At 74.2% G+C, this 20,320-nt stretch carries 16 protein-coding genes; 11 read left to right on the forward strand and 5 right to left on the reverse strand.

Annotated features, from left to right (window positions below):
* Positions 1-55 precede the first annotated feature (55 nt).
* Complete coding sequence (locus OG294_RS19250; protein WP_327067741.1) at positions 56-664, reverse strand: response regulator transcription factor; 609 nt, start codon at positions 662-664, stop codon at positions 56-58.
* A gap of 106 nt (positions 665-770) precedes the next feature.
* On the opposite strand from OG294_RS19250, the gene OG294_RS19255 reads away from it, so the two are divergent.
* Together OG294_RS19255 and OG294_RS19260 are read left to right on the forward strand one after the other, a co-directional pair.
* The gene (locus tag OG294_RS19255) at positions 771-1,514 is read left to right on the forward strand and encodes an ABC transporter ATP-binding protein (protein ID WP_327067742.1); all 744 of its coding nucleotides are present in this window, start codon (positions 771-773) and stop codon (positions 1,512-1,514) included.
* Positions 1,514-3,979 carry an ABC transporter permease gene (locus tag OG294_RS19260; RefSeq protein WP_327067743.1) on the forward strand — a complete coding sequence of 822 codons (2,466 nt, stop codon included), beginning with the start codon at positions 1,514-1,516 and terminating at the stop codon, positions 3,977-3,979. The genes OG294_RS19255 and OG294_RS19260 overlap by 1 nt, the downstream gene beginning before the upstream one ends.
* Here OG294_RS19260 and OG294_RS19265 read toward each other — a convergent pair.
* Positions 3,964-4,617: a TetR/AcrR family transcriptional regulator gene (locus OG294_RS19265; protein ID WP_327067744.1), complete on the reverse strand. Its 654-nt coding sequence runs from the start codon at positions 4,615-4,617 to the stop codon at positions 3,964-3,966. The genes OG294_RS19260 and OG294_RS19265 overlap by 16 nt on opposite strands.
* A gap of 125 nt (positions 4,618-4,742) precedes the next feature.
* Here OG294_RS19265 and OG294_RS19270 point away from each other — a divergent pair, with 125 nt between their 5' ends.
* From OG294_RS19270 to OG294_RS19285, 4 genes are all read left to right on the forward strand, one after another.
* On the forward strand, positions 4,743-5,363 hold the full coding sequence (locus tag OG294_RS19270) for an NADPH-dependent FMN reductase (RefSeq protein ID WP_327067745.1): 621 nt from the start codon (positions 4,743-4,745) through the stop codon (positions 5,361-5,363).
* Between the two features lie 466 nt (positions 5,364-5,829).
* Positions 5,830-7,065, forward strand: coding sequence for an arylsulfotransferase family protein (locus OG294_RS19275; protein ID WP_327067746.1), 1,236 nt, complete (start codon positions 5,830-5,832; stop codon positions 7,063-7,065).
* Between the two features lie 97 nt (positions 7,066-7,162).
* The gene (locus OG294_RS19280; RefSeq protein ID WP_327067747.1) at positions 7,163-7,933 is read left to right on the forward strand and encodes a class I SAM-dependent methyltransferase; all 771 of its coding nucleotides are present in this window, start codon (positions 7,163-7,165) and stop codon (positions 7,931-7,933) included.
* Between the two features lie 374 nt (positions 7,934-8,307).
* Positions 8,308-10,653 (forward strand): helicase-associated domain-containing protein, encoded by a 2,346-nt coding sequence (locus OG294_RS19285; RefSeq protein WP_327067748.1) that lies wholly within the window; start codon positions 8,308-8,310, stop codon positions 10,651-10,653.
* A gap of 54 nt (positions 10,654-10,707) precedes the next feature.
* Here OG294_RS19285 and OG294_RS19290 read toward each other — a convergent pair whose 3' ends face one another.
* Positions 10,708-10,881 carry a TetR/AcrR family transcriptional regulator C-terminal domain-containing protein gene (locus OG294_RS19290; protein ID WP_327067749.1) on the reverse strand — a complete coding sequence of 58 codons (174 nt, stop codon included), beginning with the start codon at positions 10,879-10,881 and terminating at the stop codon, positions 10,708-10,710.
* A 57-nt stretch (positions 10,882-10,938) separates the two neighbouring features.
* On the opposite strand from OG294_RS19290, the gene OG294_RS19295 reads away from it, so the two are divergent.
* Positions 10,939-12,408: an MFS transporter gene (locus OG294_RS19295; RefSeq protein ID WP_327067750.1), complete on the forward strand. Its 1,470-nt coding sequence runs from the start codon at positions 10,939-10,941 to the stop codon at positions 12,406-12,408.
* Between the two features lie 4 nt (positions 12,409-12,412).
* Here OG294_RS19295 and OG294_RS19300 read toward each other — a convergent pair whose 3' ends face one another.
* Entirely contained in the window at positions 12,413-13,903 is a 1,491-nt protein-coding gene (locus tag OG294_RS19300; protein WP_327067751.1) for an amino acid permease, read from the reverse strand.
* Between the two features lie 292 nt (positions 13,904-14,195).
* On the opposite strand from OG294_RS19300, the gene OG294_RS19305 reads away from it, so the two are divergent.
* Positions 14,196-14,831 carry an HhH-GPD-type base excision DNA repair protein gene (locus OG294_RS19305; protein ID WP_327067752.1) on the forward strand — a complete coding sequence of 212 codons (636 nt, stop codon included), beginning with the start codon at positions 14,196-14,198 and terminating at the stop codon, positions 14,829-14,831.
* A gap of 40 nt (positions 14,832-14,871) precedes the next feature.
* Here OG294_RS19305 and OG294_RS19310 read toward each other — a convergent pair whose 3' ends face one another.
* Entirely contained in the window at positions 14,872-17,679 is a 2,808-nt protein-coding gene (locus OG294_RS19310; RefSeq protein WP_327067753.1) for a lectin, read from the reverse strand.
* 107 nt (positions 17,680-17,786) lie between these two features.
* Between OG294_RS19310 and OG294_RS19315 the strand changes: the two genes are divergently transcribed.
* The 3 genes from OG294_RS19315 (at position 17,787) to OG294_RS19325 (ending at position 20,190) form a co-directional block, all read left to right on the forward strand.
* A complete protein-coding gene (locus OG294_RS19315) occupies positions 17,787-18,494 on the forward strand; it encodes a rhomboid family intramembrane serine protease (protein ID WP_327067754.1) in 708 nt (235 codons plus the stop codon).
* A 90-nt stretch (positions 18,495-18,584) separates the two neighbouring features.
* Positions 18,585-19,751, forward strand: a complete 1,167-nt coding sequence (locus tag OG294_RS19320) for a hypothetical protein (protein WP_327067755.1) — start codon at positions 18,585-18,587, stop codon at positions 19,749-19,751.
* 142 nt (positions 19,752-19,893) lie between these two features.
* Positions 19,894-20,190: a type II toxin-antitoxin system VapB family antitoxin gene (locus tag OG294_RS19325; protein WP_030273186.1), complete on the forward strand. Its 297-nt coding sequence runs from the start codon at positions 19,894-19,896 to the stop codon at positions 20,188-20,190.
* Positions 20,191-20,320: the final 130 nt, after the last annotated feature.

Below are 20,320 nucleotides of genomic sequence, written 5' to 3' on the forward strand. Positions count from 1 at the left end.
CCGGTGACAGGCGCGGGCCGGTGACGGCTCGGAGCGGTGACGGCCCGGAGCGGCCCTACAGCCACCCCGCCTCGCGCGCGATCCGCACTGCGTCCGTCCGGTTGCGCGCGTTGAGCTTGCCCACCACAGCGGTCAGCACGTTGCGCACGGTCCCCGTCGACAGGTGCAGCCGCGCCGCGATCTCCGGCGGTTCGGCCCCTTCGGCCAGTTCCCGCACCACGTCGTTCTCCCGCGGCGTCAGCGGATTGTCCGCGAGGTCCCAGGCGGCGACGGCCAGGCCCGGATCCAGTACCCGTCCACCGGCCGCGACCTGACGGATCGCCGACACCAGGTCCTGCGGCGGCGCGGTCTTCAGCAGGAAGCCGTCGACCTTCGCCGTCAGCGCCCGGCGGAGCAGCCCGGGGCGGCCGTTCGAGGTGAGCACCAGCGTTCGGCAGCCGGGGAGCCTCTGCTTCAACTCCTCGGCCGCCTGCAGGCCGTCCAGCCGCCCGGGCATCTCGATGTCGAGCACCGCCACGTCGGGCAGGAAGACCATGGCGCGCGGCACCACGTCGTCGGCGGAGCCGGTCTGCGCCACCACCGCGAGGTCGGGCTCCAGCTCCAGCAGCGCCACCAGCGCGCTGCGCACCACGTGTTGGTCCTCGGCCAGCAGGAGTCTGATCACGGCACGACCCTACTCATCGCGCGCACGGCCCACCCATGACGAGGTCACGGTTGCCTCGTGACGCCGTCCCTGCGTGCGACGACCGCTGCTCGGCAGGCTGGATCCCATGAGCGATCCGATCAGTGCCATCAGTCTGGAAGCCGTCAGCAAGGTCTACGGCAAGGGCCGCGGCGCCGTCGCCGCGCTGCGCGAGGTGACGGTGCGGCTGCCCCGGGGCGGCTTCACCGCCGTGATGGGGCCCTCCGGCTCGGGCAAGAGCACCTTCCTGCACTGCGCGGCCGGGCTGGACCGGCCGACCGCCGGCACCGTCCGGCTGGGCGACACCGAGCTGTCGCGGCTCAGCGAGACGAAACTGACCCAACTGCGCCGCGAGCGCGCGGGTTTCGTGTTCCAGTCCTTCAACCTCGTCCCGTCGCTGACCGTCGAGCAGAACATCACGCTGCCGCTGCGCCTGGCGGGCCGCCGCACGGATGCCGGGCACCTGGCCCGGCTCGTGCACCGGGTGGGCCTGCAGGAGCGCACCCGGCACCGCCCGGGGCAGCTGTCCGGCGGACAGCAGCAGCGCGTCGCCATCGCCCGGGCGCTGATCTCGGACCCCGAGGTCCTCTTCGCCGACGAGCCCACCGGCGCGCTGGACACCATGACCGCGCGCGAGGTCCTGACCCTGTTGCGGCAGGCCGTGGACGGGTTCGGCCAGACCGTCGTCATGGTCACCCACGACCCCGTCGCCGCCTCCTACGCCGACACCGTGCTCTTCCTGGCCGACGGGCGCGTCGCCGACACGATGGCGGAGCCGACCGCCGCCAAGGTCGCCGACCGCATGATCCGTCTGGGGGCGTGGAACCGATGATGCTCCGCTTCGCCCTCGCCACCGTGCGGCACCGCAAGGCCGGTTTCGCCGGTGCCTTCGTCGCCCTGTTCTGCGCCGCGGCCCTGATCTGCGGCTGCGGAACCCTGCTGGCCACCGGGATCGCCGGCGAGGTCCGGCCCGAACGGTACGCCGCCGCACCGCTCCTGGTCGCCGGGGACCAGAACGTCCACGTCGTCCAGGACGAGGGCAAGGGCCGGACCAAGGTGAAGGCCAAACCGATCGCCGACCGCGCCTGGGTGCCCGCCGCCCTCGCCGAGCGCATCAGGGCGCTGCCCTCGGTGCGGGCGGTCGCGACCGAGGTGACCTTCCCGGTGCTGCTGCCCGGCGGGCCCGCCAGCGGTTCCTGGGGCCACGGCTGGGAGTCGGCGCCGCTGGCCGGACTGACCCTCGCCGCCGGGCGCGCACCCTCGGCGCCCGACGAGGTCGTGCTGGACGCGGCCACGGCCGCCCGCACCCACGGCTCCCCCGGCGCCACCCTGCGGGCCCGCACCGCCTCGGGCACGCTGGCCCTGCACGTCGTCGGCGTCACCGCCCAGGGGTTCGCCGCCCAGGCCGCGGTCTTCTTCACCCCCGACCAGGCGCGGCAACTCGCCGGCCATGACGGGCTGGTCAGCGCGATCGGCGTCTTCCCGGCCGCGCCGTCGGCCGGCTCCGACGTCCAGGCCCTGATCAACGCCGCCCCGGCCGTCCCGGCCGTCGTCGTGCGCACCGGCGCGGACCGCGGCGCGGCGGAGTTCCCCGACGCCTCCACCGCCCGGGCACGGCTGATCAGCATGGGCGCCGTGCTGGCCGGCACCTCGCTGATCGTCGCCCTGCTGGTGGTCGTCGGCACCTTCGGGCTGTCGATCCAGCAACGGCAGCGGGAGATCGCGGTGCTGCGCGCGGTGGCCGCGACGGGCCGTCAGGTCCGCCGGATGATCGGCGGCGAGGCGCTCACGGTGGGCCTGGCCGCCGGGACCCTCGGCGCCGTCGCGGGCCTGCCTGTGGGTGGCTGGCTGCACGACCGGTTCGTCGCGCTGGACGTGATCCCGTCGAACATCCCCGTCGTCCGCTCGCCGTTCCCGGTGCTCGCCGCCGCGGGCGCCACCGTGCTGGCCGGCTGGGCCGCGGCCCGGATCTCGGCGCGCCGGGCCACCGCGATCCGGCCGGTCGAGGCGCTGGGCGAGGCCTGCCCCCGGCCGCCACGGCTCTCCTGGCCCCGGGCCCTGTGCGGTGCGCTCACCGCCGCCGGCGCCCTCGCGCTGACCCTGCTGCTCACCGTGCTGCACTCGGACGCGGCGTCGACCCCGGTCTGCTTCGTCGCCGTGCTGCTCTGGTGCACCGCGCTCGCGCTGCTCGGCTCGCTGGCCGCCGGCGGCGCCACCGCGGTGCTGGGCCTGCCGCTGCGGCTCTCCCCGGTCGGCGGCTACCTCGCCGCCCACAACCTGCGCACCGCGGCGCACCGCCTCGCCTCGGTCGTCACCCCGCTGACCCTGCTGACCGCGATGGCCTGCACGATCCTGTTCTCGCAGAGCACGCTCGCGCACGCCGCGGGCGACCAGCTGGCCCGCGGCGACCGCGCGGACTTCGTCGTCGGGCCCCGCGTCCCCTCCGACGCCGCCGCCGCGGTCGCGGCCGTCCCCGGCGTCCGGACCGTGACCCGGTTGCTGCACACCCAGGTGCGCGACGGCCTGACCGAGCGCAGCGTGCAGGCGGTGACCCCGGAGCGGCTGTCCGACACGCTCGACCTCGGCGTGACCGCGGGCGACCTCGGCGGGCTGACGGACGGTACGGCGGCAGCCGCCGCGGGGCTCGGCTACCGGGTCGGCGAGCGCATCCGCCTCACCCTCGCCGACGGCACCCCGGCCGAGCTCACCGTCGTCGCCCTCTACGCGCGCGGGCTGGGCTTCGGTGACCTGACCCTGGCGCACGACCTGGTGGCCGCGCACGTCGACGTGCCGCTCGACGACGAGGTGCTCGTCCGGGGCGCGGGCGTCACCCGGTCGGCCCTGGCCGCGGCCCTGCGCACCGACCCCGGGATCGGCGTGCTGGACCGCGCCGCCGCCCAGGCCGCGCAGAACACGGCGGGTGCCGAGATCGGCTACGTCACCCTCGGCCTGATCACCGCCTTCGTCTCGATCGCCGTGCTCAACACCCTGGCCATGAGCATCACCGACCGGCGCCAGGAGTTCGCCGCCCTGCACCTGGTCGGCGCCACCCGCCGGCAGGTCCGGCGGATGCTCGGCTGGGAGACCGCGACCGCCGTGGTGATCGCGACCGCGTTCGGTCTCGCCATCGCCTTCGCGGTGCTCGTCACCTACGCGGACGGCATCACCCGCGGCACCGACGCCCTCGCGCTGCCGCTGCGCCGGCTCGCGCTCGTCATGGCCGGCACCGCCGCGCTCGCGGCCGTCGGCACCTGGCTCCCCGCCCGCGCCGCGCTGCGGGCTCAGCCGCGCCGGTAGGCCCGCAGGAAGGCCGCGACGCCGCCCGTGATCAGCTGCTCGGCCTGCTCGGCCGGCAGCGGGCGGACGCCGTAGTGCGAGAGCTGCACGATCGAGAGCGTGACCAGGGCCGTGAAGTGGGTCGCGGTCAGGGCCGGGTCGCCGTGGACGTCCACCAGAGCGGCGTCCGCGAGGCCGGCCATCGCCTCGGCGAGGGCGCGGCCGACGGGGGCGGGGCCCGCGTCCCGCCAGGCTTCGAGGAGCTCGGCGGGTACGTGGTCGGCCTCGGCGTGGATGTGGCGGACGAGGGCGAAGTGGTCCGGGTAGTCGGCCATCAGGTCGACGAAGGCGCGGGCCAGCGCGACGAGATCGCGCTCCAGGTCCTCCCGGCGGGGCGGCCGCCCGGGGTCCAGCAGCGCGCGGATCCGGGCGAGTTGGGCGTCGCGCACCTCGCCCGAGGACCAGGTGACCACGGCACGGAAGAGCTCGGCCTTGCCCCCGGGGAAGTGGTTGTAGAGGGTGCGCGTCGAGATGCCGGCCGCGGCGGCGAGCGCGTCGACCGAGGCGCGGGCGTACCCCTCACGGCCGAAGACGGCGCGGGACGCCCTCGCGATGGCATTGCGCTTCTCCTGCTTGCGGACCTCGCTGCCGCTGCTCACACGCGCCTCCTTCTGCTCCACGGAACCTGACTACAACGAGCGTTGTAATTTTTACAACGCTCGTTGTACTTTACCGAAGGGGGACCGCACAAGGCGGCCGACCCACCGCACGAGGGGACACCGTCATGCCTGCCGCCACCGAAGCCGCACCCGCCACCCTGGACGCCCCGCTGCGCGTCGCGGTCATCATCGGCAGCGTCCGCGAGGGCCGCCACGGCCGCGCCGTCGCCGACTGGTTCCTCGGCACCGCCGCCGACCAAGGCCTGGAGCTGGACGTCATCGATCTCGTGGACGTCCCGCTGCCGCTGGCCATGCCCGGCTGGGGCGGCACCGTGAGCCCCGAGGCCGCGGCCGCACTCGCCGAGGTGAGCCCGCGGCTGGCCGCCGCCGACGCCTTCGTGGTCGTCACCCCCGAGTACAACCACAGCTTCCCGGCCGCCCTGAAGAACCTCATCGACTGGCACCACGCGCAGTGGCAGGCCAAGCCGGTCGGCTTCGTCTCCTACGGCGGACTCGGCGGGGGCCTTCGCGCGGTCGAGCAACTGCGCCTGATCTTCGCCGAGTTGCACGCCATGACGGTGCGCGACTCGGTCAGCCTGCACGGTCCGTGGTCGGGGCTCACCGAGGAGGGCACGCCCCGCGACACCGCCGTGTGCGAGGGCGCGGCCAAGGGCATGCTCGGCCAACTGGCCTGGTGGGGAAGGGCGCTGCGGACCGCCCGCGCCGACCGGACCTACCAGGGCTGAGCGGGCGACGGCTGACCGGTGTCCCGGAGTGCACCTGGGACCCGGAGTTCGGGACCGGAAGTGATCCCGGGGGAGGCGGACCGGCCAGGAGCGGCAGCCGACAGCACCGCCGCAGCGGCCCCGATCGGCCGGGCCCACGATACGGGCGGACGTTGACACCCGGCGCGCACTGCGGCTAGCTTCCCCCGCATGCAGCGGCCTGCCCTCACCCTGACGACTCGCGGTCACGTCGACCTCCTGCGAGTCTGTTCCGCTGCCTGTCGCGCTTGCTGAGCGCCACCACCTCGCGAGCACCCCGCCGCGCCTGACGTGCCAGCCGTGCCGACCCCGGCTGCCCGCCCGCCCCACCGCCCGTCCGCCCCGTCGCCGGCCCCGCGCCGCGCCGACTGCGCCGGCGCGCGCCGTCCGGGCTGCCCGGTCTCCCCCGAACTGCCGCTCTCCCTCCAGTGATTGACGAAGGATCACGATGCGAAAGAAGCCCTGGACCGTGCGCGCCCTGGCACTGGCCACGACCGCGACCTTCCTGGCCGCTCTGCCGGTGGCCGGCGCCGCCGCCGCGCCGACCGCGGCAGCCGGCAACCCGCCGCTGCCGCCGGTGACCGTGCTGACCGACCAGGCGGGGACCGGCGGCGGGGACCTCTTCGTCTCGCCGACCTCGGCCACCAGCAGCTACGCCAGCGGCGTGGAGATCCTCAGCCAGGACGGCCGCAGGACCGTCTGGTCCCACGCGGTGCCGGCCGGCCTGCAGGCCGCCGACTTCCGCAAGCAGACCTACCACGGCAAGCCGGTGCTGACCTGGTGGCAGGGCACCGGCCTGGGCGGACTGGCCACCGGTGTCGACGTCGTCTACGACGACCACTACCAGAAGATCGGCGAGGTCAAGGCCGGGAACGGCTACTCCGCCGACGGCCACGAGTTCCTGATCACGCCGCAGAACACCGCGCTGATCATCTCCTACACCGAGGCGACCGCGAACCTCACCGCCATCGGCGGCCGAGCCGACCAGAAGGTGATCGACGGGATCGTGCAGGAGGTCGACATCCGCACCGGCAAGGTGCTCTTCGAGTGGAACAGCGCCGACCACGTGCCGTACGCGCAGAGCGAGCAGCCGCTGCCGGCCTCGTCGAGCACGCCGTGGGACTGGTTCCACCTCAACGCCGTCAAGCTGGACACCGACGGCAACCTGCTGCTGGACGCGCGCAACACCTGGACCACCTACCAGGTGTCCCGGCACACCGGCCGGATCAACTGGCAACTCGGCGGCAAGGCCAGCTCGTTCACCCTGGCGGCGGCGCCCGGCCAGATCCTGAACAGCGCCGGGACCATCTTCTCCTGGCAGCACGACCCGCAGCCGCTCGGCGGCGGCCTCTACACGTTCTTCGACAACGAGTCGGCAGGCGTCGCCAACACCGGCGCCGGGGCCGTCTCCGAGCTGCCGTACAGCCGTGTGGTCACGGTGCGCCTGGACCAGCGCACGCACCGGGCGACCCTGGTGAAGTCCGTCGACCAGCCGGCCGGGCTCAGCGCCTCCTCGCAGGGCAACGCCCAGACCCTGAAGGGCGGCGCCCTCGTGGTGGGCTGGGGATCCCTGCCCTACGTCTCCGAGTTCAGCCGGTCCGGCAAGCTGCTGTTCAACGCGGCGTTCCCGGCGGGGGTGAACACCTACCGGGCGTACCGGTTCGACTGGAGCAACCGGAAGTAGGCCCGGTCGAGCAGCCCGGGCGCCCGCCACCCGCGGGGCGCCCGAGTTGTACCGAAAAGCGGTGGCCCGTCCCACCCCGTCCTGCGATGATCGCCCCATGAGCGAGGAGATGCGGACGTTCGACGAGCTGGTGGCCGAGGCCGAGAGCGTCTCGGTCGCGGGCTGGGACTTCTCCTGGCTCGACGGCCGGGCCACCGAGCAGCGGCCGTCCTGGGGCTACCAGCGGCTGCTCGGCGAGCGGATGGCGCACGCCCGGGCCGCCCTGGACGTGCAGACCGGCGGCGGCGAGGTGCTGGCCGGCGCCTCGCACCGGGCACCGCTGACGGTGGCGACCGAGGGGTGGCCGCCCAACGTCGCCAAGGCCGCCCGGCTGCTGCACCCGCTCGGCGTCGCCGTCGTGGCGGACGAGGACGAGCCACCGCTGCCGTTCGCGGACGCGGCCTTCGACCTGGTGGTCAGCCGGCACCCGGTGACGGTCTGGTGGCAGGAGATCGCCCGGGTGCTGCGGCCCGGCGGCAGCTACTTCTCCCAGCAGGTCGGCCCGGCCAGCGTGTTCGAGCTGGTCGAGTTCTTCCTCGGCCCGCAGCCGCAGGAGGTCCGCAACGGCCGCCACCCCGAGCAGGCCCGGCGGGCGGCCGAGGCGGCCGGGCTCACCGTGGTCGACCTGCGGGCCGAGTCGCTGCGCACCGAGTTCCACGACATCGGCGCGGTGGTCTACTTCCTGCGCAAGGTGATCTGGATGGTCCCCGGGTTCACCGTCGAGCAGTACCGGGACCGGCTGCGCGAGCTGGACGCACTCATCCGCCGCGAGGGCCCGTTCGTGGCGCACACCGCGCGGTTCCTGATCGAGGCGCGCAAGCCGCACTGAGGCGCGCCGCCACCGGTGGGCGCGCGGCCCGCACCGCGCGCGCCCACCGCTTCGGCGGATCCCGCCGAACCGGCCCCCGCGACGGCACGGCCCACTAGACTGACGCTCCGTCACAGAGTCATCGCAGCCCGAGACCGGTCCCCCGGCTCACCGGACGGCAGGCCCGGCCGCGGGCCGCCGACCGCCTGCACCGAGCGAGGTGAGCCGCCATCACCGAGTCGTCCCCTCCCGAGCTGATCGCCTGGCTGCGCGCCCTCGACGAGGAGCAGCTCTTCCGCCTGCTGCGGGCCCGCCCCGACACCGCCGCCGAGCCCGCCCCGCGCGGCCTGGCCGAGCTGGCCGAGCGGCTGGCCCGCCCGGCCGCGGTCACCGCGGTGCTGCGCCGCCTCCCGCTGCCCTGTCTGCAGACGGCCGAGGCCCTGGTCGCCGCCGGAATCCCGTGCGCACGTGCCGAGTTGGCGCACCTGCTGGACGCCGGGAGCGGCGAGCGCGCGGCCGGCCTCGACACCGCGCTGCAGGCGCTGGCCGGCCAGGCGCTGGTCTGGCCGGACGAGCGGGGCCTGCTGCACGCCGTCCCCGCGCTGCGCCGGATCTGGCCCAGCGCCCTGGGCCTGGAGCCGCCGGTCGCCGAGCTGCTGGCCGACGCCACCGCCGAGGAGCTGCGGTCCATGCTGGCCCTGCTGCGGCTGCGGGTGCCGGTGGCCAAGCGGCAGCGCCTCGCGGTGCTGGCCGAGCACTTCGCCGACCGGGCCTGGCTGACCGCCGTGGTGGCCGGTGCGCCGCCCGGGGTCGGGCCGCTGCTGGCGGAGAGCTCGCAGTCCGGGGTGGCCCTGCGGGCCCTCGCGGTCTCGGCCTCCGGCGAGACCGGCCGGGCCGCGCGCTGGGCCCGGGAGCGCGGCCTGCTGGTGCGCGCCCACCACGGCTACGGGCCGGCCCGGATGCCCGCCGAGGTCACCCTGGCGCTGCGCGGCCCCCGCTGGCACGCCCCGTTCGACCCGGTGCCGCCCGAGCCCGCGCTGGTCGCGGTCGGCCCCGCCGAGGTCGAGCGCGAGACGGTCTCGGCCGCCACCGCGTTCGGCGCCCAGGCCGCCTCGGTGCTGGCCGAGTGCGCGGCCCGGCCGCCGGTGCTGCTGAAGACCGGCGGGGTGGGGCCACGCGAGCTGGGCCGGCTCGGCAAGCAGACCCAGTGCTCCGAGGCCGTGGTGCGGCTGGTGCTGGAGAGCGCCTTCGCGGCCGGTCTACTGGTCGGCGCGGGCGATTCGGCGCCGACCCGGACGGGCGTGAAGGGCGGTCCGCGCCGGGTGGTCGCCCCGAGCAAGCGGGCGCCCGACCCGGAGGCGGGCGGCGGGCTGCTCGCCGTCACCCCCGCCTACGACGCCTGGGCCGGGCGCGATCCGGCCGGGCAGCTCGTCGACCTGGCGCTCGCCTGGTGGACGCTGCCGTTCACCCCGACCGCGAGCCAGGACCGCGACGGCAAGTCCTGGCCCGCGCTGATCAGCCGACCCGCGAGTCCGGGCTGCCGGCACGCCAGGCGCGGTGTGCTCACCGCCGCCGGCCGCCTCCCGGCCGGGCACGGCGCGGCCCGCTCGGCGGGCCTGGGCCGCCTCGCCGGCTGGCACCGCCCGCTGGTCGACCAACTCCCGCAGGACAGCACGCCGTTCGCGCTGGTGATCCACGAGGCCGAGCTGCTCGGCCTGGTGGCCCGCGGCACCCTCTCGCCGCTGGGCGCGGCGCTGGCCGCGCACTCGCCCGAGCAGCCGGACGCCCTGCTGGAGAGCGCCCGCCGGCTGCTGCCGACGGCGGCCGACCGGGCCCGGCTCGGCACCGACCTGACCGCCGTGGTGACCGGACCGCCGACCGCCGCGCTGGCCGCCCTGCTGGACGCCGCCGCCGAACGGGAGGCCCGCGGCACGGCCTCGGTCTGGCGCTTCACCCCCGCCAGCGTCCGCCGGGCGCTGGACGCGGGCCGCACCCCGCAGGCCCTGGCCGAGGAGCTGGCCGCGATCGGTACCGCCGGCGGGGAGGTGGCGCAACTGCCGCAGCCGCTGGCCTACCTGATCACCGACACCGCGCGCCGGCACGGCCGGATCCGGGTGCTGCAGCCGGGCTGCGTCCTGCACGGCACCGATCCCGCCCTGCTCGCCGAGCTGGCCGCGCACCGCATGCTCACCACGCTGCGGCTGCGCCTGCTGGCACCGACCGTGCTGCTCAGCGCCGCCGACCCGGAGGCCACCCTGGCCGCGCTGCGGGCCGAGGGCTACGCGCCGGTGGCCGAGGGTCACGACGGCACGGTCCGGGTCGAGCGCGCCCCCGCCGAGCGGTCCGCGCCACTTCCTGCCCAGCGCGGGGCGCCGGGCAGGCCGGCCCGCAGCACCCCCACCGCCGAGGAGCTGCGCGCGCTCGCCCACCGGCTGCTGACCGCCCCGAGCACGCCGGAGGAGGACGGCGAGGTGGACGAGTGGACCGAGGAGACCGCCGAGGCCTTGGCCGCGCGCGCCCGGCAGTTGACGCCCTCGGCGATCCGCCGGCTGGCCAGCGCGATCCGCTTCGAGCACACGGTCACCATCACCTACCAGAACCCCTCGGGCGACCGCACCATGCGTACCCTCAGCGAGCTGGAGTTCGACCCGCCCTTCCTCTACGGCTGGTGCCATCTGAGCGACGGCCACGAGGAGTTCGCGCTCTCCCGGATCCAGGACGTGCTCCCGGCCCACGGCTGACCCGCCGGCCGGCCCTGACCCGGCCCAGCCCGGCCCAGCTCAACTCGGTTCGGCTCAGCAGGACTTGGCCAGCCGGGCGGCGATACCGTCGAGCACGCAGTCGAGGCCGAGCTCGAACTGCCACTGCGGATCGTCCTTGCGCCTGGCCTCCACCAGGTGGCGCTCCAGCACCGGATACCGCCCGGTGGCCATCAGCCAGCGCATCTGCGGCGCCAGGCCGACGCGCAACTCGTCGCCGTTGTTCCAGTTCTGACTCTACATCAACTCCTGGACCACGATCTCGGAGTGGGTGGCGCCGCGCGCGTAGAGGTCGACCGTGCGGGCCTGGCGATGCTCGACGCCATGGTCGTCGGCACCGCACTGCCCACCATCGTCGGCCAGCTGGGCGGCCTGCACCAGCTCTCCTGGGTGGTGACGGCCTACCTGCTGAGCAGCGCCGCGAGCACCCCGATCTGGGGCAAGCTCGGCGACCTCTACGGCCGCAAGGGCACCTTCATGGCCTCGATCGGGCTCTTCCTGCTCGGCTCGGCACTGGCCGGACTGGCCACCGGCATGGGCCAGCTGATCGCGTTCCGGACCCTGCAGGGCCTGGGCGCCGGCGGGCTGATGGTCGGGGCGCTGTCGATCCTCACCCTGCTGGGCTCCGGACGGATGCGCGCCCGGCTGCAGTCGATGATCGGTGTGCTGATGCCGATCGCGTTCGTCGGCGGCCCGCTGATCGGCGGATTCCTCACCGACCGGCTCAGCTGGCGCTGGACCTTCTACGTCAACCTGCCGGTCGGCGCCCTCGCGCTGCTGCTGGTCGGCACCCTGGTCCGGCTCCGGACCGAGCGGATCAGGGCCAGGATCGACCTGCTCGGCACCGGACTGCTGACCGCCGGCATCCTCAGCCTGACCCTGCTGGCCGGCTGGGGCGGCAGCAGGTACGCCTGGAGCGACTCGCGCTCGCTGGGCCTGGCCGCGCTCGGCGTGCTCGCCCTGGCCGGCTTCTGGTTCGCCGAACGGCGGGCCGAGGAGCCGGTCATCCCGCTCAGGCTGTTCCGCAGCACCGACTTCACCGCCGCCCAGCTGGTCAGCCTGCTCAGCGGCGCGGTGCTGGTCGCCGTCACCACCTACCTGCCGCAGTACCTGCAGTCCGGCCGCGGCAGCTCGCCCACGGCCGCCGGTCTGCTGCTGCTCCCCCTGCTGCTGGGCATGCTCGGCGCCCAGCTCGCCGCCGGCCGGGCGAGCGGCGGCTACCGCCGCTACTCGATCGCGGGCAGCGCACTGCTGGTGATCGGCCTGCTGGTGCTGTGGCTGACCGGGCAGCGGACCCCGGTCCTGGCCGTCGCGCTGCTGGCCACCGCCGCGGGGGCCGGCCTGGGCCTGCTGATGCAGAGCAGCCTGCTGATCACCACCACCAGCGCGCCGCCGCGCGATCTGGGCGCGGCCAGCGGAACCGTCACGCTGGCCCGCACGCTCGGCGGTTCGCTGGGCATCGCGCTGTTCGGCACCGGCTACGCCGACCGGCTCCGGAGCGGCCTGGCCCGGCAGCTGGGCGAGGTCACCGCGCACCGGCTGGCCGGCGCCTCGCACACCCCCACGCCCGCCGAGCTGCGCGACCTGCCGGCCGCCACCCGGGAGGCCTTCCGCGCCGCCGCCGACGCGGGCCTGCACGGCGTGCTGCTCGGCGCCACCGTGCCGGCCCTGCTCGCCTTCGCGGTGAGCCTGCTGGTCCGGTCGGCGCCGGGCAGCTCCGCGCCGAGCAGCGACTGAAGCGTCAGCTCTCGGCCGTCACCGCGGCCGCCGCAGCCGCCTTCCGGCGCCCGTCCACCACCTTGGCCGCCGCCAGCACGATCGCCGCGGCCACCAGCGAGAGGATCATCTGGTTGCGTCCGTCGTGGTCGGTGAACATGTAGATCACCACGAAGGCGATCAGCCCGATGGTGGCCCAGGTCAGGTACGGGAAGAGCCACATCCGCACGGTCAGCCGCTCGGGCGACTCCCGCTCGATGATCCGGCGCATCCGCAGCTGCGAGGCGCAGATCACCAGCCAGACGAAGAGCGCCACCGCGCCGGAGGAGTTCAGCAGGAACTGGAAGACGGTGTTCGGCGAGGTGTAGTTGAAGAAGACCGCGACGAACCCGAAGACCACCGAGGCCAGGATCGCGGTCCGCGGCACGCCCCGGCTCGTCACCTTGGCGAAGGCGGCCGGCGCGTCGCCGCGCTGGCCGAGCGAGAAGGCCATCCGGGAGGCGGTGTACAGGCCGGAGTTGAGGCAGGAGAGCACGGCGGTCAGCACGATGACGTTCATCACCTGGCCCGCCCCGGGGATCCCGACGTGCTCCAGCACCGCGACGTACGGGCTGCCCTTGACCGAGGCCGAGTTCCACGGCAGCAGGGTGACCACGATCGCGATCGAGCCGAGGTAGAAGATGCCGATCCGCCAGATCACGCTGTTGGTCGCCTTGCTGACCGCGCGCTCGGGGTCGCTCGACTCGCCCGCCGCCAGGGTGACGATCTCACTGCCCATGAAGGCGAAGACCACCGTCAGCATGCCGCTGAAGACCGCTCCGACGCCGTGCGGCAGAAAACCGCCGTGGCCGAACAGATTGGTGGTGCCGACCGCGTGCGTGTTGGGCAGTACGCCGAACACCGCCAGCAGTCCGATCACGATGAACGCGGCGATCGCGACCACCTTGATCCCGGCGAACCAGAATTCGAACTCGCCGTAGGAGGCGACCGAGAAGAGGTTGGTCGAGGTCAGCACGGCCATCACCAGGAGCGCGAACGCCCACTGCGGCACGCTCGGCAGCCAGCCGTTGAGGATCTTCGCACCGGCGGTCGCCTCGACGCCCAGCACCACCACCCAGAAGAACCAGTAGAGCCACCCGATCGTGAAGCCCGCCCAGCGCCCGAGCGCCCGGTCCGCGTAGGCGGAGAACGAGCCGCTCTGCGGGTCCGCGGCGGCCATCTCGCCGAGCATCCGCATCACCATCACCACCAGCACACCGGCCAGCAGGTAGGAGAGCAGGATGCCCGGTCCGGTCGCCGCGATGCCGGCGCCGGAGCCGACGAACAGGCCCGCGCCGATCACGCCGCCGATCGCGATCATCGACAGGTGCCGGTTCTTCAGTCCGGCCTGCAGGTGCCCGTCACCGCCGTGACCACCGTGGCCGGCGGGCCCGGCCGCAGCAGCGCCGTCGGCTGCCGCCCCGGGTGCGGTGACCGGCGATCCGGCCTTCGAGCGCTTGGGGATGTCCGTGCTCATAGGTGTTTCGCTACCTCTCCTGCGCGGCGGGGGATGCTCCGCGCGTTGCCTGGCAACGTAACCCGGAGCGGAATTTCGCGTAACCCTTCGAGGCCAGATCGATGCATTAGTTGAGGATTATCTGAGGATTCCGATAAAAGGGGAATCTGCTCTTCTCCCCCCTCCCCCACTCCCCTACCGGCCGGTAATCGGCAGTCCGCAGCGTGCCGGTCCACCGCCCTCCCCGCTGCCGCCCGGCACTGCGGCGTGTTGCTCGGACGGCCGGGCCACGGCCTCGACCACCATGGGTGCCATGGCCCTCTCCCTCCACCTCGCCCAGCAGCCGGACGCCGATGCGCTGCTCAGCCGCAGCCCGCTGGCCGCCCTGGTCGGAATGCTCCTGGACCAGCAGGTTCCGCTCGAATGGGCGTTCACCGGGCCACTGACGATCAGCCAACGGCTGGGCACCGAGGACCTGGACGCCCACCGGATCGCCGCCTGCGACCCGGACGCCTTCGCGGCGCTGCTCTCGGCCAAGCCCGCCGTGCACCGTTACCCGGGCTCGATGGCCAAGCGGGTCCAGCAGCTCTGCCAGTACCTGGTGGAGCACTACGACGGGGAGGCCGCGGCGGTCTGGCGGGACCCGGCCGACGGGGCCGAGCTGCTGGCGCGGCTGACCGCGCTGCCGGGGTTCGGCGCCCAGAAGTCGCAGATCTTCCTGGCCCTGCTGGGCAAGCAGTTCGGCGTGCGCCCGGCCGGCTGGCGCGAGGCGGCCGGGCCCTACGGGGAGGACGGCTGCTACCGCTCGGTGGCTGACATCACCGACCCCGACTCGCTCGGCCGGGTTCGCGCCTACAAGCAGCAGGTCAAGCAGGCGGCCAAGGCGGCCAAGACCGCGAAGAGCGCCAAGAGCGCGGGCACGGCGAAGGCCGCCGGGCCGGCGAGGTGACCCGCCGGCCCGGCGGCCCGTCAGTGCCGGGCGCCGCCGCTCAGTGCGGCATCGTCCAGCGCTGCGCGCCGGTGCCGTTGCAGTCCCAGAGCTGGAGCCTGGTCCCGTCGGCGCTGCGGCTGTGCGGCGCGTCCAGGCAGCGGCCGGCCGACGGGTTGTAGAGCGAGCCGTCCGGGCGCGGCCACCACTGCTGGGCGCCGGTGCCGTTGCAGCCCCAGACCTGGATCACGGTGCCGTCGGCGGTCCCGCTGTGGTCCGCGTCCAGGCAGCGGTCCAGGGCGCGCACCGTGCCGTCGCCCGCCAGCGTCCAGCGCTGGCCGTCGGCGCCGGTGCAGCCCGAGATCTGGACGGGCGTGCCCCAGTCGCTCTTGCCGCCCGCGACGTCCAGGCACTTGCCGGCCAGGCCGGTCACCTGGCCGGTCACCGACTGCGCCGGGCCGACGTCGAAGGAGGGCGGCGCGTCCTGCGGGTCGTGGCCCCAGGACGGGTCGGGGTCGGCGGCCAGCTGGTACTCCATGGTGCCGCCGTCGGTGATCAGCTCGGATCCGGTCCAGGGCCGGGTGGAGGCGGTGCCGTTGACCCGCAGGCCGTGCACGTAGCGCACGTCCGCGGAGGCGCCGGGCGCGCTGATGTCGATCGAGGGGCCGTTGCCGCGGGTCACGGTGATCTGCGGGAAGAGCGGGCTGGCCAGCACGAGCTCGGCCCGGCCGGGGACCTGCGGGTAGAGCCCGAGCATGCCCCAGACCGCCCAGGAGGACATCTCGCCCAGGTCGTCGTTGCCCACCTCGCCGTCGGGCGCGTCGCTGAACAGCGTGGTCACCGCGCGGCGCACCACGTCAGCGGTGCGGTCGGGACGGCCCGCGTAGTCGTAGGTCCACGGGGTGTTGAGCGAGGGCTCGTTGCCCAGGTAGGAGTGGGCCGCGTCCGGGCCGGCGTTCAGCTTCTCGAAGAAGCTGTCCAGCCGCGGGACCACCGCCGCGTTCCCGCCCATCGCGTCGAACAGGCCGCGGTGGTTGAACGGGACCATCCAGGTGTACTGGGCGGCGTCCCCCTCGACGTACTCGTCCTGCTGGGTGGGCTGGAAGCTCGGCCAGCCGTGGTCGGCGTCGCGCGGCTGCAGGTAGCCGCTGTCGGTGTTGAACAGGTTGCGCCAGCCGGCCGCGCGGTGCAGCAGGGCGTCGTGGTCGGCGCTGTCGCCCAGGCTGCCGGCCAGCTGGGCGAGGGCGAAGTCGGCCGTGTTGTACTCCAGCGTGCTGGCGGCCGAGCCCCAGATGCCCGAGGTGCCCACCGGCAGGTAGCCCTGGCCGTCGTAGGCCGCGTGGCCCGGACGCTCACGGTCGTCACTGCGCCCGGCCAGCGCGAGCCTGAGCAGGCCGGCGGCGTCGAAGTCGGTGGCGCCGAAGGCGTACATGCCGGCCGCGATCGTCGGCAGCGGGTCGCCCACCATCACCCCGGTGCCGCCGTTGGCCAGCGTCCAGCGGTCGAAGTAGCCGGCCTGGGCGCCCTGGTCGACCACGGACTGGGCGATGTCGGAGGCCTCCTTGGGGGCCAGCAGGGCGATCAGCTGCATCTCGGAGCGGTAGACGTCCCAGCCCGAGAAGTCGGCATAGTGGACTCTGCCGGGATCGGTGCGGTGCACCTGGCCGTCGAAGCCCGGGTACCGGCCGTCCACGTCGCTGAGCACGCTCGGGTGCAGGAACGAGTGGTAGAGCGCGGTGTAGAAGGTGCGCTGCTGCTTGGTGGTGCCGCCGCCCACCGCGATCCGGCCCAGCAGGTCGTTCCAGGCCGCCCGGGTGCCGTCCCTGACCTGGTCGAAGTCGCGCTGCCCCTGCTCGGCGTCCAGGTTGGCCCGGGCGCCCTCGGCGCTGGTGAAGGAGATGCCGACCCGGGCGGTGACGGTGGGGTTGTCGCTGGTGTCGAAGGAGACCAGCGCCTGCGCACCGGACCCGGTGTCCGGCGCGTCGGGGTGCAGCGCCAGCCCCGGCCCGCGGTGTCCCGCCAGCTCGGCCTGGGCCTTCGCGGTGCGCGGCGGCTGCGGGGCGACGCCCCTGCTCTCCCCGCTCGCGGTGCGCCGGCCGGTGTCCAGCCGGCCGTCCTGCACGATGCCGGACCGGGTGAACGGGTGGTCGAAGACGGCGGTGAAGTAGATCCGGTAGCGGTTGTTCGACCCGCAGAAGCCGCCGCCGTCGGTGTAGCCGGAGATGCTGTCGGTTCCGATGGCCACCGAACCGCTGGCGCTGTTGAAGGCCCGGCCGGCGTCCACGGTGAGCGAGGCGCGCTGGCCGGCGGGGTAGCTGAACCGGGCCACCCCCGAGCGCTGGGTGGTGGTCAGCTCGGTGCGCAGCCCGTTGTCGAAGGTGACCGCGTAGCTGCCCGGCGTGGCCGACTCGTGGTCGTGCGAGAAGCTCTCGTGGCCCACCGGGCTGTCACCGAGGATCGGCAGGAACGGGATGTTGCCGTAGTCGCCGCAGCCCGCGCCGGAGATGTGGGTCAGGCTGAAGCCGCGGATCCGCTGGTCGCTGTAGAGGTAGCCGCCGTGCTGGTACGTCACGGTGTCCGGGCTCCACTGGACCATGCCCATCGGGGCGCTGGCCCCCGGGAAGGTGTTGCCCGCGCCGCCGCCGTTGCCGAAGTCGATGGCGCCCTGCTGCGTGCCGACGAACGGATTGACGTACTGGGCCGGGTCCTCGACGGTTGTCCGGTGTTTGGCGTCCGGTCGGTGCTTCACGTCGGCGGCGGGCAGGTGCTTGGCCCCGGTCAGGGCGGCCCCGGCCACCGCCGGGGTCCCGCCCGCGCCGGTGAGCAGCACGGTGGCCAGTGCCACGGTGATCATCTGACGAACAGTCATTTCGTTATGGTGTGGTTCGCCCCGGGCCCAAACCGGTCGCGACAGACCGGGTGTCGCTCGATCGGCTTACCATCGGGGAAAACGCGCGTCGGCCTGGGGAGAGGGACATGGCGGAGCACGACCTGCGCAGCGCGGAGGCCCGGATGATCGCGGAGGCGCGCAAGGCCTTCTTCGTGGTCTTCGGCCTGCTCTGCGTGGTCTGGGCGGTCCAGCTCGGCAACTGGGCGGACCGGAACACCCTGGCCCTGCAGTACGGGATCCGGCCGCACGACCTCACCCGGCTGCCCGAGCTCTTCACCGCACCGCTGCTGCACTTCAGCTGGCAGCACCTGGAGGGCAACTCCGGGCCGCTCTTCGTCTTCGGCTTCCTGGCCGCCTACCGGGGCGTCAAGAAGTTCCTGCTGCTGACCCTGCTGATCACCCTCACCAGCGGCCTGGCGGTGTGGATCTTCCAGGCCGGCAACACCGTCTCGGTCGGCGCCAGCGGGCTGATCTTCGGCTACCTCGGCTACGTGGTGCTGCGCGGGATCTTCGACCGGCACCTGATCGACACCCTGATCGGTGTGGTGATGGCGGCCTCCTTCGCCTACGAGCTGGCCGGGGCGGTGCCCGGGGCGCCGGACGGGGTGAGCTGGCTGGCCCACCTGGGCGGGCTGCTCGGCGGGGTGGCGGGCGCCTGGCTGCTGCGCGACCGCGCCGGGCGCGAGGAGCGGGCGACGGCCGCCGACCGGCCCGCACCCGGCGGCGGGCCCGCCGGATCCGGCACCGGCTCGCGGGCCGACCTGCTCAAGGAGCTGAAGGACCTCGGCCTCTGACCGGGCCCACTCCATCGCAGGTCTAGACCATCGCTCGGCCCAGCGGCTAGCGTGAGCCTGCCCCTCCCCTCTCCGCCCCGGAGCCGCGCCGTGCAGTCGTCCGTCCTCGCCTTCGCCACCGACCTGATCGACGAGGGTGCGGACACCTTCTTCGGCAACCTCACCGAGCGGGCCGGCGTCGGCGGCGTGACCCTCGCCTCGGTCTACCACGAGGCCCGCGACGTCTTCCCGCACCACCCGACCCGGGTGGTGCGCTACCTGGAGCCCGGCGCGGCCTACTTCCGCCCCGACCCGGCGCGCTGGGCCGGGCAGCGGCTCGCCCCGCTCGCGGCCGGCGCGATCGGCGAGCGCGACCCGTTCGCCGAGGCCGCCGAGGAGACCCGCCGGCGCGGGCTCAAGCTGCACGCCTGGACGGTGTTCTGCCACAACGACCGGCTCGGCTTCCAGCACCCCGACTGCGCACCGGCCAACGCCTTCGGCGACCGCCTGCTCACCGAGCTGTGCCCCGCCAACCCCGAGGTCCGCGCCTACGCGCACACCCTGGTCGACGAGCTCGCCCGGTACGGCGTGGACGCGATCCGCGCCGAGTCGCTGCACTTCCACGGCCTGCGGCACGGCTACCACCACGAGCGCTACTTCGAGCGGCTCGGCGCGATGGCCGAGGCGCTGCTCGGTCTCTGCTTCTGCCCGCACTGCCGGGCCGCGGCCGAGCGGCGCGGGGTGCCGGCCGAGGAGGTCCGGCAGGTGGTGGCCGCCGAGATCCGCCGCCGGCTGGCCGACGAGCGGGCCGCCGAGGAGCCCGGCGCCCTGGACGCGCTCGCCGACGGCGCGCTGGCGGCCTACGTCGACGCGGGCGCGGCCACCGTCACCTCGCTCGCCGCCGAGCTGGCCGAGCGGGCCGGACGCCACGGGATGCGGCTGAGCTTCATGGACGCCGACGGCCCCGGAGCCGGCTGGCTGGCCGGCATCGACCTGCCCGCGCTGACCCGGGCCGGGGTGGGCATCGAGACGCTGGGCTACGCCACCACGCCCGAGGCGGTGCGCGAGAAGGTCGCCGCCTTCGCCCTGCACGGCGTGCGGCCCGCCGAGCTGGCCGTGATCCTGCGCCCGATGGCCCAGGACTGCGACGGCCCGGCCAACCTCGCCGCGAAGATCGCGGCGCTGCGCGCGCTCGGGGTGCCCGAGGTCGAGTTCTACAACTACGGGCTGATGCGCCTGCGCTCGATGGACCGGATCGGCGCCGCGCTGCGCGGTTGAATTTTTTCAAAATCCGCCAAACCCGACTTCGGCCCTCTCGACTGGGCGCTTTCCTGCCTCATCTGTAGACGTACCGTCAGCAGCGCGCATCGAGGCAGCGCGCTTGCTGCGCCATGCGCCGCCCTAACGGTAGGCTTTCCGTGTGATCTTCAAGCGCATCGGCAACGGGCGGCCGTACCCGGATCACGGCCGGACCAGCACCCGTCAGTGGGCGGACGTCGCCCCTCGTCCGGTGCGTCTCGACCAGTTGGTCACCACCAAGGGCCAGTTGGACCTGGAAACCCTGCTGGCCGAGGACTCCACCTTCTACGGCGACCTCTTCGCCCACGTGGTCAAGTGGCACGGCGACCTCTACCTGGAGGACGGGCTGCACCGCGCCGTGCGCGCCGCCCTCCAGCAGCGCCAGGTGCTGCACGCCAGAGTCCTCGAGATGGACTGAGGGCGGACCGGGCCTTACCCGACCGGCCCAACCCGACTGACAGCCGTTCAGCCGTCGAGTCAGGTGCGCGCCGGCCCCCTGGACAAGGCGGCCGAATGATCGTCAGTACACCCTTTCGAGTAAGAGGGTG

Source organism: Kitasatospora sp. NBC_01302, assembly GCF_035976515.1.
Classification (GTDB): Bacteria; Actinomycetota; Actinomycetes; order Streptomycetales; family Streptomycetaceae; genus Kitasatospora.

What these genes read in the sequence shown, in the direction of transcription:
- OG294_RS19255 (WP_327067742.1), top strand. Translation starts at nt 771, where the DNA reads ATGAGCGATCCGATCAGTGCCATCAGTCTGGAAGCCGTCAGCAAGGTC.
- OG294_RS19305 (WP_327067752.1), top strand. Translation starts at nt 14,196, where the DNA reads ATGGCCCTCTCCCTCCACCTCGCCCAGCAGCCGGACGCCGATGCGCTG.
- OG294_RS19280 (WP_327067747.1), top strand. Translation starts at nt 7,163, where the DNA reads ATGAGCGAGGAGATGCGGACGTTCGACGAGCTGGTGGCCGAGGCCGAG.
- OG294_RS19270 (WP_327067745.1), top strand. Translation starts at nt 4,743, where the DNA reads ATGCCTGCCGCCACCGAAGCCGCACCCGCCACCCTGGACGCCCCGCTG.
- OG294_RS19310 (WP_327067753.1), bottom strand. Translation starts at nt 17,679, where the DNA reads ATGACTGTTCGTCAGATGATCACCGTGGCACTGGCCACCGTGCTGCTC.
- OG294_RS19300 (WP_327067751.1), bottom strand. Translation starts at nt 13,903, where the DNA reads ATGAGCACGGACATCCCCAAGCGCTCGAAGGCCGGATCGCCGGTCACC.
- OG294_RS19275 (WP_327067746.1), top strand. Translation starts at nt 5,830, where the DNA reads ATGCGAAAGAAGCCCTGGACCGTGCGCGCCCTGGCACTGGCCACGACC.
- OG294_RS19260 (WP_327067743.1), top strand. Translation starts at nt 1,514, where the DNA reads ATGCTCCGCTTCGCCCTCGCCACCGTGCGGCACCGCAAGGCCGGTTTC.
- OG294_RS19315 (WP_327067754.1), top strand. Translation starts at nt 17,787, where the DNA reads ATGGCGGAGCACGACCTGCGCAGCGCGGAGGCCCGGATGATCGCGGAG.